The following is a 16,262-nucleotide window of genomic DNA, read 5'->3' as shown; positions in this document are numbered from 1 at the left end:
CGTTTACCGGCTCAGGTGTGGGCGGTGGCCACCGGCCCTGCCCACTCCTCGGGCAGGGCACTGCTGCCGCCCGGGAGCACCTCGGCCACGATCTCGTTGAGCACCCGGCCGGCGTACTTCTCCCCCACCCACAGGTGCTTCGCGCCGTCGACGCCCACGACGTCGGCGTGCGGCACCAGGCTGAAACGCTCGGCGGCGGCCACCGGCTGCAGGTAGTCGTCGTGCTCCGGAACCAGGACCTTCAGTGGCCTGCCGGAGGCGGCCCACTCCTTGAGATCGACGTCCGTGGCGCGGTGCAGCGGGGGCGAGAGCAGGATGGCGCCCTCGATTTCGGAGGCCACAGGTTCGGTGGCGCCGTACATCAGTGCGAGTTCGGTGCCAAAGGACCAGCCGACCAGCCAGCGGTTGGGCAGCCCGCGCTCGACGGCGAAGCGCACCGCCGCCTCCACGTCGAGCCGTTCGCCGATGCCTTCCTCAAAGGAACCCTGGCTGGTTCCGCGCGGTGAAGAGGTCCCGCGGGTGTTGAACCGCAGCACCGCGATGCCGGCGAGGGCCGGAAGGCGGTAGGACGCCTTCCGGTAGACGTGCGAGTCCATGAAGCCGCCGTGGGTCGGCAGCGGGTGCAGCGTAATCAGGGTTGCCTTGATCTCCCCCGACTCGGGAAGCGCCAGTTCGCCAACCAGCCGGTGTCCGTCCGCGGTGCGAAGTTCCACGTTTTCGCGGTGCGCCGGCAGCACGGTCGATGCACGGATTGCGGTGGGCGCGGTGGGCTGGCTGAACACATAGGACGCCGGGTCGAAAGTCATGCCCTCCAGCTTAGCGAAACCGGGCACGGTTGGCCGTTTCAGTTGGCCCCCTGCGAAGCTGCTCAGCGGTACCGGTAGCTGCGCGAGGTCCAGCAGTTCGAGTGCCAGTGCCGGCGCTCGGCCAGGCCGGCGGCCGCGCCAAAGATGTGGTCCTCGGACCAGACGACGAGGTGCGCGGTGCCCGGCGGCACGGCGGTGAAGCATCCGGGGCAGATGTAGGTCTTTCCGGCCCGACTGGCGGAGATCGAGCGGACTATCCATTCGCCGTCGGGGGCGCTCTCCCGCCTTGCGATCCCGGTCCGGGCGCGCTCCAGGTCCAGTTCCGGCGCGGGTCCGGCGGCGTGCTTGCCGGCGCCCTTCCCTCCGCCCTTCCCTGCGCCTTTCCCTGCGCCCTTCCCTCCGGGGGTGTGGCCCGACGCGGCTCGGCGGGGTCGGTTGGAACGGGGCATGACTCCATTCTGCCCCAGCCCGGCCGCTCCCCCGCCACCAGGCGGCCGCCACGGCGCCCGGGAGCACCGCATCAGGCGGTAGTGTTGACCGGGTGCGTTTAGTCATAGCCCGTTGCTCCGTTGATTATGTCGGCCGGCTCAAAGCCCATCTTCCGCTCGCCACCCGGCTTCTGTTGGTCAAAGCCGACGGTTCGGTCCTGGTCCACTCGGACGGCGGATCCTACAAGCCGCTGAACTGGATGAGTCCTCCGGCCAGCCTGCGCGTCTCCACGCCGGACGAGGTCGACGTCGAAGTCGGCGTCATCGAGCAGTGGACCGTGCAGTCCGCGAAGACCGATGACCGGCTCATCATCAACATCCACGAACAGCTGCATGACACCTCCCATGAGCTGGGCCAGGACCCCGGACTGATCAAGGACGGGGTTGAGGCGGACCTGCAGCGGCTGCTCGCGGAGCAGATCGAGACCCTCGGCGCCGGCTTCTCACTGATCCGCCGCGAATACTTCACCGCGATCGGCCCGGTGGATATCCTGGCCCGCGACGCCAACGGCGCCACGGTGGCGATCGAACTCAAGCGCCGCGGCGACATCGACGGGGTCGAGCAGCTCACCCGCTACCTTGAGCTGCTGAACCGCGATCCGCTGCTGGCGCCGGTGCGCGGCATCTTTGCCGCCCAGCAGATCAAGCCGCAGGCCAAGGTGCTGGCGAACGACCGCGGCATCGACTGCGTCACCCTGGACTACGACGCCATGCGCGGCGTCGACGACAGCGAGTCCCGCCTCTTCTAGGGCCCTCCCGGCTGACCCGCCCTAGACTCTGAGCATGAACCTCACCCCGGCCGGCCGCCACCTGCTCTACGGCACGCTGGTCAGCGATGGTGCCGTGCAGCACGACGCCGTCCTGGCCGTGGCGGGCGGGCGGATCGCGTACGCCGGCCCCGCCGCCGGATTCAGCCCCGGGACCGCCGGGTTCGGTGACGCGCCGGCCCCGGAGCTGCCGCCCGGCGCCCTCATCCTTCCGGGACTGGTGGACCTGCACTGCCACGGCGCGTACGGCGGCGACTTCCCCGGCGGCGCGGAGGCCCCGGCGCGGCGTGCCATCGACTTCCTGCACCGTTCCGGGACCACCACCCTGCTCGCCAGCCTCGTGACCGCCTCCCGGGAGTCGCTGCTGCACGGAATCGCCCTGCTCGCCGGACTGAGCGAGGAGGGCCTGCTGGCCGGAATCCATCTGGAGGGCCCCTTCCTCGCCGCGGCACGGTGCGGTGCGCAGGACCCGGACTTCCTGCGCGATCCCGATCCGGGACTCCTCGCCGAGCTGGTAGCCGCCGCACGCGGCACCCTCGCCACGATGAGCTTCGCCCCCGAGCTTTCCGGAGCGGACGGACTCGTCCCGATGCTGGCCGGGCACGGCGTGGTCCCCTCGCTGGGCCATACCGACTGCGACGACGCCACCGCCGCGGCGTCGCTCCGCTCGGCCGCGGCGGCACTGCGCACCTCGTCGTCCGTGCGCGGCACGCGGCCCACGGTGACCCACCTGTTCAACGGCATGCCGCCCCTGCATCACCGGGCACCGGGCCCTGTCTCCGCGTGCCTGCGCAGCGCCGCATCCGGCGAGGCCGTGCTTGAACTGATCGCCGACGGCACGCACCTGGACCCGGCCATGGTCGCCACGGTGTTCCAACTGGCCGGCGCCGCCAACATCGCGCTGGTGACCGATTCGATGGCCGCCGCCGGCCTGCCCGACGGCGCGTACAGCCTGGGCCGCTCCGCCGTCACCGTCTCGGCCGGCGTCGCCCGCCTCGACCCCGGCGGCGCCCTCGCCGGCGGCACCGCCACGCTGCTCGACGTCGTCCGCCGCACCGTCGCCGGCGGTGTGCCGCTGCCCGACGCCGTCCGCTCGGCCACGGCGGTCCCCGCCGCGGTCCTCGGGCTCGGCGCTGAACTGGGCTCCCTGCGCGGCGGGCTTCGGGCCGACGCCGTCGTCCTCAATTCCGGACTCGGCCTTTACCGCGTAATGCGCTGCGGGGAATGGCTGGCACCGCTTTCCTAATGTGTCTTTCGGCGCAGCGGCGGTTCCGAACGCTTTCTGCGGCCGGGATCTCGTTCATGAACTCTTTACATAAAATTTCTGGAATTATGCGCCGGGCCCGTTGACCTGACGCAGGCGGCATGAAATTCTTGTACCAGTCTTTGTGTAGGTGTTTTTCATGCTCGCAAGACATGTTGCGAGCGTGAAGCTCCTGCCGCCAAGGCCCGGTCAATCCGGGCGGAAGCCAAGGTTCTTCTCGCAGAGTGACCAAGCCCGGTGCAAAGTGCGCCGGACTTCTTCAAGATCCACAATGAGGAGAATTAAATGGCACAGGGAACCGTCAAGTGGTTTAACGCTGAAAAGGGCTTCGGCTTCATCACCCCGGATGACTCCGATGGCGATGTCTTCGTTCACTACTCCGAGATCCAGACCGGCGGATTCAAGACCCTCGACGAGAACCAGCGCGTTCAGTTCGAGATCGGCCAGGGCGCCAAGGGCCCCCAGGCTACCGGCGTCACGCTGGTCTAATCTCTCCGGCAATACTGCTTCCGGCAGTACCGCTGCACGAATGATCCCCGGCATTATTGCCGGGGATCATTTCTTTGCGTTTGACCCCTCCGGCGGCAGCATTGTTTGGGGGGATTCCCCTAAACGGCAGGCGGATAATGGCGCCGGCTCCGAATTAGCGCACCAGCGTGCGGAGCAGACGCGCACTCTGGCGGACTGAAAGGTCGGGAAGGTAAGCGCGGCTCAAAGCGCGCCCCATCGCCGGCAGCTGCAACGGATCCTGGTAGTACAGGTAGAGCGTGCGGTAATCCGGTTTGAATCGCGATTTGAACGTGGCCAGGGAACGGAATCCGTAAGCCGGTTCCAGCGCACGGCCCACCACGTCCAGAATTCCGGCGAGCCCCTCGCTGTCGCGCGGCCCTCCGTCGACGTCTCCCCGCGCCTCCTCCCTGGCGAGCGGGGAGCCGGAGAGCGAGATCACTTCCACCGAGTCCCGCAGCTCCAGCACGGCAGAGGCGATCAGGAACTCCATCACGCCGGGGAAGGCGTCACCGCGGCGGCGCATGACGTCCAGCGTCCAGCTCACCACCCGTCCGCCGTCGTAAACCGGCAGCCAGCTGGTGACCCCGTGCACGCGGTCCTCGGCGTCCACGGCAACGCAGCACAGCACTTCTTCGTCTTCGAGCTCGTCGAGGCTGCCCAGCGTGAATCCCATCTCCGGGACCGACTTGCCGGCCGCCCACTCTTCTGAGACCTCGCTCAACTGGGCACGCAGCGAAGGGGAGAATTCCCGATAACGGCCCCAGACCGCACGGACGCCGGTCTTGGCCGCCCGGTTCAGCGCCGTCCGGACGTTTTGCCATTCCTTGCCTTTGAACTCCAGTTCGCGGACCGCCAGTCGGGTCTCCAGCGCCACCGCAACCCTGCGGAAGCCGCGGCCCTGAAGCAGGGGCCACAGCTCGTCCGTGCAGGAATAGAAGCACGGGATCAGCGCATGCTCGGTGCAGTAGGACAGGAACAGCGCGGCAGTTTCCTCGCGGTGCGATGCCGGGCCGAAAGGTCCCGCCACCGTCAGCGCGACATTGCCGTGCTGCTGGTAGGCCACTCCCCCGCGGCCCTCGGGTGCAAACCAGTACGTGTTGGGTGCCCAGAGCGCCATCCAGGACAGCGAGTCGCCGCCTTGCCGGATGAGGCCGCGGGCCCTTTCCCGGTCCTCGGCCCCCGCATCCGTGCCGTGGTGTCGGCGCAGCAGCACCAGCCAGACCCCGGCCAGCGCCACGACCCAGAAGATGATGCCGGAGGAGGCGAACAGGAAAGCCTCGGCCGCGTTGCGGTTCTGGAACACGCGGTTGTAGATGCCGGGAATGGGCAGCGGCAGGTACTGCCGGGCGAGCTCCGCGGCGAGTCCCAGCCAGCCGCCGTCGCGCTCCAACCCGCCCGAGGCAAACCATGCGGCGCCATAGCCCCCGGCGAGCACCAGGAAGGTCCCCGCCACCGTCAGCGCGAGGATGCGGCGGGCCCGCCGCGTGGTTTCCACCCGGAACAGGCGCCGGTTGGCGAACAGCAGCAGCACCAGGCCCAGCGGCACTGCCACGAGTGGCAGGACGTGGACAAAGCCGGAACCCATTACGGCCGTGTGCGGCCGGCCGGGATAGTGCGGAATCCGGGCAAACAGGGCCAGGTAAACGGCTGCCAGGGCGGTAACACCCAGCTGCACCAGGATCGCGATCCGCAGTGCGAGCCGGCGCCCGTGCCGCATGCCGTCGGCGCAAATCAGCAGCAGCACCACCGGCACCACGGCCAGGGCCAGGCCGAGGGGTCCGGCGTACCCCTCCCGCCCGGCGCTGAGGCAGGTGATGTCGACGCCGCCTCCGCAGTTCTGCTCCAGCTGGTTCAGCGTGGGCAGCGGATTCAGCACCACGTCCCGCAGCAGGGCCAGCGGCCCGGTGGGGCTTCGCACCGCGGCCGTGATGATGGGGCCCACGGCGAAAATCGCCACCGTCAGCGCCAGGAGGTTGCGGGTCTCCCGGCCGGTGGAGCGGTGGCGGTGGAGCGTCCCCTTGTCTCCCTGGATCCACCAGCCGGCCATGAGTCCGGACAGGGCGCCGGACAGGCCCACCACCGTTTCCGCGTGCCCCACATACAAAACGAGCAACAGGGACCCGGAGACGACGGCGGTCCGCAGCCGCCGCTGCCACAGCGCCGGCAGGAGGGCGCCGGCCGCGAGCGCGACGGCAAGGATAGCCGCGTACGGGCCGATCAGCCGGTCCCCGGCCATCGGGCCGAGCCAGCCGTCGCCCGCAAAGAGAGCGAGTTGGGTGACGAGCAGGAACAGCGTCACCGCGGCGAACTGCCCGGCAAAGAAGAATACGGCTGTGCGCAGGGTTCCGAGCTGCCGTTCGGCGAGGCCCAGCAGCCCCAGAACCATCAGCGATGCCGCGAGGTAGGCCAGGGGGTTGGTCGCGAAGAACAGCGAGCTGAACATGGTCCACCACAGTCCGCCCTGCAACCCGGGGGCACTTACCGAGGCCGCCTCAAGCAGTGCTTCCGGCGGGCCGGTCAGGAAACTGCCGGTAGCTGCGCCGACTCCCAGGAACGCCGCCAGAAAGGCCAGCGAGAAGGGAATCCCCTGCAGGTAACGCCCGATCCGGCGAATGGCGTTCCTCACTTCTTGATCCCCCATCGCGGGGCCAGGAAGTCGAGGCCGGCGGACAGTCCCTTGGCAGCGACCGTCCAGGAATGGCCCGTGCGTGGAATCACCTGCTCGTCGACGGAGAACCCGGCCGAGCGGGCGGCACCAGCCAGCACGCCCATGTACTCGATGAACTCGGGATCCCGCTCGCCGGCTCCGAAGTAGAGGGCGTTGCCGTCAAAGCGGCGCTGCTGCATGAGGTGCAGCGGCGTCTGCCGTTCGAAGGCCGCGGTGTCGCCGCCGAACGACGCCTCGATGGTCTTATGCCGCTCCTTGGCGAGGGCGGGCTCCTGCTCGCTCGAAAACGCCAGTGCCGCGCTGTAAACGTCAGGGTGCCGGGTCGCCATTTGGACGGCGCAGGTGGCGCCGAAGGAGAACCCTCCGGCCGCCCACTTCCGCGGATCCGGGTCCACATTGAACGTCGCGCGGATCCAGCCGGGCACATCCTCGGCAAGGAAGGTGTCCGCCTGCGCGATTTGGCTGTCCATGCAGAGGACGTTGCCGTTGGGGGTGCCGTTGGGATCGACCACGATGACCACGGGGGCCACTCCGTGGTGGGCTGACGCGAAGCGGTCCATCCGGCTCCGCAGGGCGCCGCCGGTGACCCAGTCGGCAGGGCTTCCGGGCTGGCCGGAGAAGAGCACCAGCACAGGAAGTGCCGGGCGCGGTGAGGCCTGGTAGGCGGGCGGCAGATAAACGTAGGCATCCCGGCTGCGGAAGCCGGACACGGTGCCCGGGATAGAGGCCTTGCGGACAAGGCCGCCCGCGGGAAGGGTTGCCCGCGGTGTCCACCCGGCCAGGCCGACGGTGGCGGGCTCCCCGGCCTGGCGCTGGAGTCCGGCTTCCAGAGCCGGGATCCGTGCGACGGCGGTCCCGGTGAGGTCGCTCACGGTGTGGTTCAGCCCGAAGTAGGCGTTGATCTGGATCGCCGAAAGCGCGAGCACACCGGCAAAGGCGGCCGCGGCTGCCGTCACGGCCACCCTGCGGCGGCGGGCCGGACGTGGACGGGACCGCCACACGGTCCAGCCACGGTGGAGCGCCAGCAGCAGCGCGGTGACGGCCGGGACGGACCAGGCGAGGACCTCGGGCGGGAGCACGTCCGGAAAGAGAGCGAAGGGGTAAACGAGGAGCCAGTGAACGCCGAGCACCAGCGCGAGGGAAAGTAGGAGGGCAGCAGGCGGCACGGCCCAAGCCTTGCGACCGGGCGCGCGCTTCCAGCCGCTGTGCGGCCGGATCAGGTACAGCATCCCAACAACCCCGGCGGCGCACGCGGCCCATAGGACCGGGCCGTCGTCGATCCGGATGCCCTCGGCGAAACCCACCTGGACTAGCGCCAGGTGCCGACGCCGATGACCGGACCGGCCTCAAGCCACGAGGAGAGGCCGGTGTAGGCATCGAATCTCATCGCGAGCAGCACGTCGCGGCCCTCGTAGCGCAGTTCGACGATCACGGTTTCCGGCTGCACCTTGACGAGTTCGACTTCGGTGGGCTCGCGGCGCCCCAGCAGCTCAAGGGAGCTGCGGCGGAAGGTATGTTTCGGCCGCACGCTCAGCGAGGCAAGCCGGAACCATTCCAGGTCGTTGTCCTGATAACGACAAACCCCCATCTGCCAGCTGTTTCCAGCAATGCAGATAGAGGCGTCCACCGTGCCCAGGGCGCGCCGCAGATTGAAGCGGCGCACCCCGGAAAGGCACAGTGCAAAGACCAGCAACGCAAACACGGTTGCCAGGACGATGAACGGAAAACCAGTAACGTTCATCAAGGTCGGGCTAGCGGATCCCCGCAGTAGCCGCGTCGCCCATTTGGGCGTTGTCAGCAACAATGACGACCCTGTTGTTGTCGACGGAGAAGAACCCGCCGTCGACAACTACAGCAATGCGGTCACCGGACACCGGCTCAATCGCCAGTTCACCTTCGGCCAGAATCGCCAGCAGGGGCGAGTGGCCGGGCAGGATTCCGATTTCACCATCGCTGGTGCGGGCCTTGACCATCTTGGCCGCTCCGGACCACACGAAGTGGTCCGCTGCGACAATCTCAACCTCAAGCTCAGCCATATTACTTGGTCTGTTCCTGGATCTTGGCCCACTGGCGCTCGACGTCGTCCAGGCCGCCGACGTTGAAGAACGCCTGCTCTGCGATGTGGTCGAGGTCGCCGTCGCAGATCGCCGTGAAGCCTTCAACGGTGTCCTTGATGGACACGGTGGAGCCTTCGACGCCGGTGAACTGCTTCGCCGTGTAGGTGTTCTGCGAGAGGAACTGCTGGATACGGCGTGCACGCGACACGACGATCTTGTCCTCTTCGGAGAGCTCATCGACGCCGAGGATGGCGATGATGTCCTGGAGTTCCTTGTTCTTCTGCAGGATCTGCTTGACCCGGACGGCCGTGTTGTAGTGGTCGTGTCCGATGTACTGCGGATCCAGGATGCGCGAGGTCGACGTCAGCGGGTCAACGGCCGGGTACAGACCACGGGAAGCGATTTCACGGGAAAGTTCCGTGGTCGCGTCGAGGTGTGCGAAGGTCGTGGCCGGGGCCGGGTCGGTGTAGTCATCTGCGGGAACGTAGATGGCCTGCATCGAGGTGATGGAGTGGCCCTTGGTGGACGTGATGCGCTCCTGGAGCAGGCCCATCTCGTCAGCCAGGTTGGGCTGGTAGCCCACGGCCGAAGGCATGCGGCCGAGGAGGGTGGAAACCTCGGAACCTGCCTGGGTGAAGCGGAAGATGTTGTCGATGAAGAGCAGCACGTCCTGGTTCTGCACATCGCGGAAGTACTCCGCCATGGTCAGCGCGGACAGGGCCACGCGCAGACGCGTTCCCGGCGGCTCATCCATCTGGCCGAAGACAAGCGCGGTGTCCTTGAGGACGCCGGCCTCTTCCATTTCGACCCAGAGGTCGTTGCCTTCACGGGTACGCTCGCCAACACCGGCGAACACCGAGGTGCCACCGAAGTTGCGGGCAACACGGGTGATCATTTCCTGGATCAGCACGGTCTTGCCGACGCCGGCACCGCCGAACAGGCCAATCTTGCCACCCTTGATGTACGGGGTGAGAAGGTCGATCACCTTAATGCCGGTTTCCAGCATCTCGGTGGAGCCCTCGAGGGTCGCGAAGGCGGGTGCCTTGCGGTGGATCGGCCAGCGTTCGCTGATCTGCAGCTCGGACTCGGTCACGTCCAGGGGCTGGCCCAGCACGTTGAAGATGTGGCCCTTGACGCCGTCGCCGACGGGGACGGAGATCGGGGCACCGGTGTCAACCACGTTGGTGCCGCGGACCAGGCCGTCGGTTGCCTGCAGGGAGATGGCGCGGATGAGGTTGTCGCCGAGGTGCAGCGCAACTTCGAAGGTGATGGTCTTGGTCTCACCGTTGAGAGTAATCTCCGTGGTGAGTGCGTTGTAAATCGAGGGGATTGCGTCAGCCGGGAATTCGACGTCGACAACCGGGCCGATAACACGTGCAATACGGCCGGTGGCACCGGACGTTGCGGCTACGTGTTCGGTAGCAGTGGCAGTCATCTCTCTCACTTCACTCAGTAGATGGCGTGGGCGGTTAAGTTTGTTCTTTGGTGCAGGTAAAGCTGGGTCCGGACCGGGCGGGCTAGGACGCGTTCAACGCGTCGGCGCCTGCCACGATTTCGGAAAGCTCCTGCGTAATCTCAGCCTGGCGGGCAGTGTTGCGCAGACGCGTGTACTTCTTGATGAGGTCCGTGGCGTTGTCGCCGGCGGATTTCATCGCCCGCTGGCGGGCTGCGAGCTCGGAAGCTGCTGCCTGCAACATTGCGGCGAAGATACGAGACTCGATGTAGCGCGGCAGCAGGGCATCGAGAACCTGCTCAGCTTCCGGCTCGAATTCGTAAAGCGGCAGGAGCTCCGACTCGGAGGCGGCCTGCTCTTCGACGACCTCGAGCGGGAGCAGGCGGATAACCGTCGGCTCCTGCGTCACCATGGACTTGAAGCGGGTGTAAACGACGTGGATCTCGTCGACGCCGCCCTCTTCGTAGGCCGTAGCGAAGTCTGCCAGCAATGCTTCGCCGACTTCCCGCGCCGTCTCGAACTGCGGTGCGTCCGTGTTGCCGGTCCACACCCGCTCGTAGGGGCGGTTACGGAAGTCGAAGTATGCCTGTGCCTTGCGGCCCATGACGTACGTCTTGACTTCCTTGCCTTCCTCGTGGAGCAACTCGGTGAGGCCTTCGGCCTGCTTGAGCACGGTTGCCGAGTAGGACCCTGCAAGGCCGCGGTCGGAGGTGATGACCAGGACGGCGGCGCGGCGGATCTGCTCCGGCTCGGTAACCAGCGGGTGGTCGATTTCGCTCTGGCTTGCGACAGCAGAAACGGCACGCGTGATCGCGTTTGCGTAAGGCAGTGAAGCCGCTACGCGTGCGCGGGCCTTGCCGATGCGCGAGGTAGCGATCAGTTCCATCGCCTTGAAGATCTTGCGCATCGACGTCGTCGAGCTGATCTTCTGGCGGTAGACCCGGATCTGGGCTCCCATACTTATCCTTTCCTAAGATCCCGGTGGCCGGGACTGCCGGAACCCGCTGGGGTTCCGGCAGTCCCTGCCAGCGAAACTAGCGCTTCTGCTTGACGATTTTTTCCTGGTCGACCTTGTCCTCGTCGATCGGGGCGTACTCCTCGTGCCCTGCACCGACCAGGAGGCTGTCGCCCTCGCCGAAGAAGCCCTTCTTGAAGTCCACGATCGCGGTCTTCAGCGCCTCTGCCGTGTCATCGTCCATGACGTTGGTCTGGGCCAGCGTCGTCAGGATGGAGGACTTGTGCTTGAGGTGCTCCAGGAACTCGGTCTCGAAGCGGTTGATGTCTTCAACCGGAACGTCGTCGAGGTAGCCGTTGGTGCCGGCCCAGATGGAGACAACCTGGTCCTCGACCGGGAACGGCGAGTACTGGCCCTGCTTGAGCAGTTCCATCAGGCGGGCGCCGCGGGTCAGCTGCTGGCGGGAAGCCGCGTCGAGGTCCGACGCGAACATCGCAAATGCCTGCATGTCGCGGTACTGGGCGAGTTCCAGCTTCAAGGTACCGGAGACCTTCTTCATGGACTTCACCTGTGCGGCGCCACCCACGCGGGACACGGAGACACCCACGTCGACGGCGGGACGCTGGTTGGCGTTGAAGAGGTCCGACTGCAGGAAGATCTGGCCGTCGGTGATGGAGATGACGTTGGTCGGGATGTAGGCGGACACGTCGTTCGCCTTCGTCTCGATCAGCGGCAGCCCGGTCATCGAACCTGCGCCCAGCTCGTCGGAAAGCTTGGCACAACGCTCAAGCAGACGGGAGTGCAAGTAGAAGACGTCGCCCGGGTAGGCTTCGCGTCCCGGCGGGCGGCGCAGCAGCAGCGACACCGCACGGTAGGCCTCAGCCTGCTTGGAGAGGTCATCGAACACGATGAGGACGTGCTTGCCACCGTACATCCAGTGCTGGCCGATGGCCGAGCCGGCGTACGGTGCCAGGTACTTGAATCCGGCGGGGTCGGACGCGGGGGAAGCCACGATGGTCGTGTACTCCAGTGCGCCGTTGTCCTCGAGCGTCTGGCGGACAGCCGCGATCGTGGACGCCTTCTGGCCGATGGCTACGTAGATGCAGCGCACCTGCTTGGTGACATCGCCGGAAGCCCAGTTGGCCTTCTGGTTGATGATCGTATCGATGGCGATGGCCGACTTGCCGGTCTGGCGGTCGCCAATGATCAGCTGACGCTGGCCGCGGCCGATCGGGATCATGGCGTCGATAGCCTTCAGACCGGTCTGCATCGGCTCGTGGACCGACTTGCGCTGGGTCACGCCGGGCGCCTGGAGTTCCAGGGCACGGGTGGTTTCGGCCTTGATCTCGCCAAGGTCGTCGATGGGCTGGCCCAGGGGGTCAACCACGCGGCCGAGGAAGGCGTCGCCAACCGGAACGGACAAAACCTGTCCGGTGCGGTGGACTTCCTGGCCCTCTTCGATGCCGGTGAAGTCACCGAGGACGATGACACCGATCTCGCGGACGTCGAGGTTCTGGGCCAGGCCCAGCGTGCCGTCTTCGAAGCGAAGCAGCTCGTTCGCCATGACCGAGGGAAGGCCCTCAACACGGGCGATGCCGTCACCTGCGGTCGTTACACGGCCAACCTCTACGCGCTCTGCGTTTCCGGGTTCGTAGGACGCCGCGAACTCGTTCAACGCAATACGGACGTCGTCGGCGTTGATGGTCAATTCGGCCATCTGCAGTCCCTGCTCTCCTGTTTTCGTGATCATCGTTGCTCACGATGACCGGGGTTTCTTGTCGGTAAGTTGTGCTTGTCCGGCTAACTAAGCAATCTGACGCTGGAGCTGGCCCAGACGGGCGAGAACCGAAGCGTCAACCACTTCGTCGCCGATCTGGATCCGCAGGCCACCAATCAGTGCCGGGTCAACGTTCATGTTGATCTTGAGCTCACGGCCGTACAGGGCGTTGAGCCCTGCCTGCAGACGGCTGGTCTGGGTCTCCGTCAGCGGACGGGTGACGCTGACGGTAGCAATCCAGCGCTGCTGGCGCTTGGCCGCAAGCTCGGCAAAACGGCTGACGAGCTTGGTGACCTTGAGGCCGCGGGGCTGCGAAACTGCCTGTCCGATGAGGACTTTCGCTTCCACGCTGGCGCGGGGCACGAGCTTTTCGGCGAGGGCAACCTTGGCAGCCTGGCTCGCCTGCGGCTCGGACAGAGCACGCTGCACCTCGTGGCTGGAATCGACGGCCTGGTTGAAGGAGAACAGATCGTTCTCCAGCGCTTCCAGTCCGCCAATGCCCGAGGCAGAGACGGCCGACTTGTTTTCAGCAACGGCAATTACCACCGAAGCGGCAAGAGTCTCGAGTGCATCGCCGATGTCACGAGCCGACGCCCAACGTGAGCTGGCCAGCCCGCTTGCGATCTCCACAGCATCAGCGGAGACTTTGCCGCTGAAGAGCTGCTTGACCAGCGCCGACTTTTCGTCACCGCTGCGGGACGGGTCAGTCAGGGCACGGCGCAAGCCAGCCGAGCTGTCCACCGTTCCCAGGATTCCGAAGAGTTCCGTAGCCAACTGCAGCGACGCGTTGGGAAGCTTGGCTTCCAACGCGACGAGTGCCGCGGTCAGCGATTCGCTCGATACACCTGCCATTACTTAGCTGCACCTGCGTTCTGGTTCTCCAGATCTGCCAGGAAACGGTCAACCACACGGGCCGAACGCGCGTCATCGCTGAGCGCCTCGCCGACGATGCGGCCTGCCAGCGTGGTAGCCAGCGTGCCGACCTCGGCGCGGAGCGACACAACGGCCGCCTGGCGCTCGGACTCGATCTGCGCGTGTGCCTGGGCGGTGATGCGGGCAGACTCAGCAGCTGCCTTCTCCTTCAGATCCGCCAGGATCTGGGCGCCTTCGGCGCGGGCTTCCTCGCGGATGCGGTTGGCCTCGGTGCGGGCGTCGGTGAGCTGCTGCTTGTACTCTTCGAGTGCTGCAGAAGCCTCTGCCTGCGCCTTTTCGGCCTTGGCGATGCCGCCTTCAATGGCCTCGGCGCGCTCTGCGAAATTCTTCTCGAACATCGGGACGACGTACTTAGTCACGATGAACAGGAGGACAGCAAAGCCCACGAGGACGACAAACATTTCCCAGATATTGGGAACGAGGGGGTTGGTTTCGCCCTCGGTGGCGGCTGAGATGATCAGCTGCTTCATATTTCACCCGTCCTTATCTACTCGGTTCTGGATGTTCGCTGGGTTCTGAAGGTTTACTTGAGAACGAATGCGAAGACCAGGCCGAGGATGGCGAGGGCTTCAGTCAGCGCAAGGCCGAGGAATGCGATCGGCTGCAGGACGCGCTGTGCTTCCGGCTGACGTGCCACACCGTTGATGTAAGCAGCGAACACGAGACCCACACCGATACCACCGCCGATGGCGGAGAGGCCGTAGCCGATGAGGTTGAGGGAGCCGTTGATGGAGCCTTCCATTTTTCTTCCTTTCAAGATGCCACCCGTGTGGCAGGTTGTTTGGGTTGCTTCATCCCCGCGAGGGGAAGTTTGTGGGTGCCTTAGTGGCTGTCGGCGTGCAGTGCGCCTTCGATGTAGATCGCGGTCAGCAGCGTGAAGACGTACGCCTGCAGCGCCATGATCAGCGCCTCCAGCATGTACATCGCAATCGAGCCGGCCAGGACAAGCACGGAGGCGCCCTTCAGCAGGACGTTCTCCTGCATGACGAGGAACTCGATGCCGGAACCGGCGATCATCACGATCAGGTGGCCGGCCAGCATGGTGGCGAACAGACGGAGGCTGTGCGTGACAGGCCGGACCAGGAAGTTGGAGATGATCTCGATCGGGATAACGATCGGAAGGATGTAGATGGGTACGCCGCTCGGCACGGTGGCCAGCTTGAAGTACTTCAGGCCGTTCTTCTTGACGCCGATGGCGATCCAGGTGATGTACACGATCGCTGCCAGCACGTAGGCGCCGCCGACGTGCGAGAAGCTCGGCAGCTGGATCACGGGGATCGCGCCGTAGATGTTGTTCACGAGGATGAAGAAGAAGAGGCTGAAGAGCAGCGGGACGTACTTCATGAAGTCTTTGCCGCCGATGATGTCCTTGGCGATGCCGTTGCGGACGAAGCCGTAGGCTGCCTCGCCTGCGAACTGCAGCTTGCCGGGAACGAGCTGCTGCTTACGCGCAGCAATCACAAAGAATGTGGCGATAATGACGACCGAGAGGATCACCAGCAGCATCTGCTTGGAGAATCCTTCGGCTTGACCCCAGGGCAGGATAGCCGGCAGGTGCAATTGTTCAATTCCAGGAGGAGTGAACTCTCCTGAATCTTGGGCCGGGAGCGCAAGCGCGATCAACGCGTTTCCTCTCTGCAGTGTCCATCATTGGGCGTTGGGCGGGGAGCGGCCGCATTTCTGTCAGCCATTCCCCCTGTGAAATTTTTTGGCATTACTGTTCCGCGTCCTTCGACGGGCCACCTGCAGCGCCGTCTCCGCCAGCCGAATTCCGGTGACTGGTGAGACCGTGCATATGAGAAAGATAGAACCCTCCCGCAGCTCCAAGCAGGGCGCCTGCGAGCACAATCCAGCGGGTTCCCCACAGATTATCCAGACCCCACCCTATCAAACTCCAGACGATGATTCCGCCAACAATGTAGCTAAAGACGGCTATTCCGGCGTTGTATCCGCCGTCGTTGCCGTCCTGCGAGACACCGGGGGCGCCACCTGTGGTTTTGGGGGTCCGGGCCTGGTTTTTGGGAAGGTTCTTACCTTCGTTGTTGCCTGCATCATCGCGGCTGGGCATGGGTGCCGCCTTCCTGCGGGTCAGGGTCGTTGTAGATTTGCAGCCGTGCCTTGCCGAACCCGATGATCTCCGCCGCCTGCCAGGCGACCACGCAGACGACGGCGCCGATCAGGAACCAGCGTTCGTGCAGCCAGGCCGGCGCTCCGAGGACAAAGAGCACCACGGCGAAGCCGACCACTTTCACGAAGTAGGTGGCAACGAACATGCCGATGGCTCCGGACGGGTTGTTGCGGCCGACAAAATGTCCGATCGCCAGGCTGATCGCGAAGAACGCCATCACCAGCGCGCCGCCGAAGAGGCTGGACAAGGCACCGTAGCCGCCGTTGAAGGCGAAGGCCAGGACCGCGGTCAGCAGCAGGGCCGCCCCCGCCGCCGCCGAACTGAGGGCCAGCAGCTTCAGCCACAGCGACCTGGTGGGACCGGAGCCGCCAACGGAGCCGCTGCCGGACGTGCGTCCGGACTCGGCGTTGGAGCTCATGGGATCCCAATCGTCGCAGGGGGTAAGGGCAGGAACGC

At 65.8% G+C, this 16,262-nt stretch carries 18 protein-coding genes; 3 read left to right on the top strand and 15 right to left on the bottom strand.

Annotated elements, in window-relative coordinates; all coding sequences use genetic code 11:
* Positions 1–11: 11 nt before the first annotated feature.
* A complete protein-coding gene (locus AB4Y91_RS04815) occupies positions 12–806 on the bottom strand; it encodes an alpha/beta hydrolase (RefSeq protein WP_441417364.1) in 795 nt (264 codons plus the stop codon).
* A 62-nt stretch (positions 807–868) separates the two neighbouring features.
* Positions 869–1,255: an ATP/GTP-binding protein gene (locus AB4Y91_RS04810; RefSeq protein ID WP_441417363.1), complete on the bottom strand. Its 387-nt coding sequence runs from the start codon at positions 1,253–1,255 to the stop codon at positions 869–871.
* 92 nt (positions 1,256–1,347) lie between these two features.
* Here AB4Y91_RS04810 and nucS point away from each other — a divergent pair, with 92 nt between their 5' ends.
* The 3 genes from nucS (at position 1,348) to AB4Y91_RS04795 (ending at position 3,814) form a co-directional block, all read left to right on the top strand.
* Complete coding sequence (gene nucS, locus AB4Y91_RS04805; RefSeq protein ID WP_175322880.1) at positions 1,348–2,043, top strand: endonuclease NucS; 696 nt, start codon at positions 1,348–1,350, stop codon at positions 2,041–2,043.
* A 34-nt stretch (positions 2,044–2,077) separates the two neighbouring features.
* Positions 2,078–3,307, top strand: coding sequence for an N-acetylglucosamine-6-phosphate deacetylase (locus AB4Y91_RS04800; protein WP_441417362.1), 1,230 nt, complete (start codon positions 2,078–2,080; stop codon positions 3,305–3,307).
* Positions 3,308–3,610: 303 nt separating this feature from the next.
* Entirely contained in the window at positions 3,611–3,814 is a 204-nt protein-coding gene (locus tag AB4Y91_RS04795) for a cold-shock protein (protein ID WP_011692441.1), read from the top strand.
* A 154-nt stretch (positions 3,815–3,968) separates the two neighbouring features.
* Here the strand turns inward: AB4Y91_RS04795 and AB4Y91_RS04790 are convergent, their stop codons facing one another.
* The 13 genes from AB4Y91_RS04790 to AB4Y91_RS04730 form a co-directional block, all read right to left on the bottom strand.
* Entirely contained in the window at positions 3,969–6,476 is a 2,508-nt protein-coding gene (locus AB4Y91_RS04790) for a bifunctional lysylphosphatidylglycerol flippase/synthetase MprF (RefSeq protein ID WP_441417361.1), read from the bottom strand.
* Complete coding sequence (locus AB4Y91_RS04785) at positions 6,458–7,807, bottom strand: alpha/beta hydrolase (RefSeq protein WP_441417360.1); 1,350 nt, start codon at positions 7,805–7,807, stop codon at positions 6,458–6,460. The genes AB4Y91_RS04790 and AB4Y91_RS04785 overlap by 19 nt, the downstream gene beginning before the upstream one ends.
* A 5-nt stretch (positions 7,808–7,812) precedes the next feature.
* A complete protein-coding gene (locus tag AB4Y91_RS04780) occupies positions 7,813–8,244 on the bottom strand; it encodes a DUF2550 domain-containing protein (RefSeq protein WP_441417359.1) in 432 nt (143 codons plus the stop codon).
* Between the two features lie 10 nt (positions 8,245–8,254).
* Positions 8,255–8,539: a F0F1 ATP synthase subunit epsilon gene (locus tag AB4Y91_RS04775; RefSeq protein ID WP_104172348.1), complete on the bottom strand. Its 285-nt coding sequence runs from the start codon at positions 8,537–8,539 to the stop codon at positions 8,255–8,257.
* A 1-nt stretch (position 8,540) separates the two neighbouring features.
* A complete protein-coding gene (gene atpD, locus AB4Y91_RS04770; protein WP_138768903.1) occupies positions 8,541–9,995 on the bottom strand; it encodes a F0F1 ATP synthase subunit beta in 1,455 nt (484 codons plus the stop codon).
* 82 nt (positions 9,996–10,077) lie between these two features.
* Complete coding sequence (locus tag AB4Y91_RS04765) at positions 10,078–10,971, bottom strand: F0F1 ATP synthase subunit gamma (RefSeq protein ID WP_441417358.1); 894 nt, start codon at positions 10,969–10,971, stop codon at positions 10,078–10,080.
* 76 nt (positions 10,972–11,047) lie between these two features.
* Complete coding sequence (gene atpA / locus AB4Y91_RS04760) at positions 11,048–12,685, bottom strand: F0F1 ATP synthase subunit alpha (RefSeq protein WP_441417357.1); 1,638 nt, start codon at positions 12,683–12,685, stop codon at positions 11,048–11,050.
* Positions 12,686–12,772: 87 nt separating this feature from the next.
* Positions 12,773–13,597, bottom strand: coding sequence for a F0F1 ATP synthase subunit delta (locus AB4Y91_RS04755; protein ID WP_441417356.1), 825 nt, complete (start codon positions 13,595–13,597; stop codon positions 12,773–12,775).
* On the bottom strand, positions 13,597–14,148 hold the full coding sequence (locus tag AB4Y91_RS04750) for a F0F1 ATP synthase subunit B (protein WP_175322873.1): 552 nt from the start codon (positions 14,146–14,148) through the stop codon (positions 13,597–13,599). Before AB4Y91_RS04750 ends, AB4Y91_RS04755 begins: the two co-directional genes overlap by 1 nt.
* Before the next feature lie 53 nt (positions 14,149–14,201).
* Positions 14,202–14,420 carry an ATP synthase F0 subunit C gene (gene atpE, locus AB4Y91_RS04745; protein ID WP_003804776.1) on the bottom strand — a complete coding sequence of 73 codons (219 nt, stop codon included), beginning with the start codon at positions 14,418–14,420 and terminating at the stop codon, positions 14,202–14,204.
* A gap of 80 nt (positions 14,421–14,500) precedes the next feature.
* Complete coding sequence (gene atpB / locus AB4Y91_RS04740) at positions 14,501–15,301, bottom strand: F0F1 ATP synthase subunit A (RefSeq protein ID WP_175322872.1); 801 nt, start codon at positions 15,299–15,301, stop codon at positions 14,501–14,503.
* Positions 15,302–15,392: 91 nt separating this feature from the next.
* Complete coding sequence (locus tag AB4Y91_RS04735; RefSeq protein ID WP_441417355.1) at positions 15,393–15,746, bottom strand: hypothetical protein; 354 nt, start codon at positions 15,744–15,746, stop codon at positions 15,393–15,395.
* Positions 15,730–16,224, bottom strand: a complete 495-nt coding sequence (locus AB4Y91_RS04730; RefSeq protein WP_441417354.1) for a hypothetical protein — start codon at positions 16,222–16,224, stop codon at positions 15,730–15,732. The genes AB4Y91_RS04735 and AB4Y91_RS04730 overlap by 17 nt, the downstream gene beginning before the upstream one ends.
* Between the last annotated feature and the right edge of the window lie 38 nt (positions 16,225–16,262).

This window comes from Arthrobacter sp. YAF16, from assembly GCF_052113385.1.
Lineage (GTDB): Bacteria > Actinomycetota > Actinomycetes > Actinomycetales > Micrococcaceae > Arthrobacter.
The sequence above is the reverse complement of the archived record's forward strand: the minus strand, read 5'-3'. Positions and strand labels throughout refer to the sequence as shown.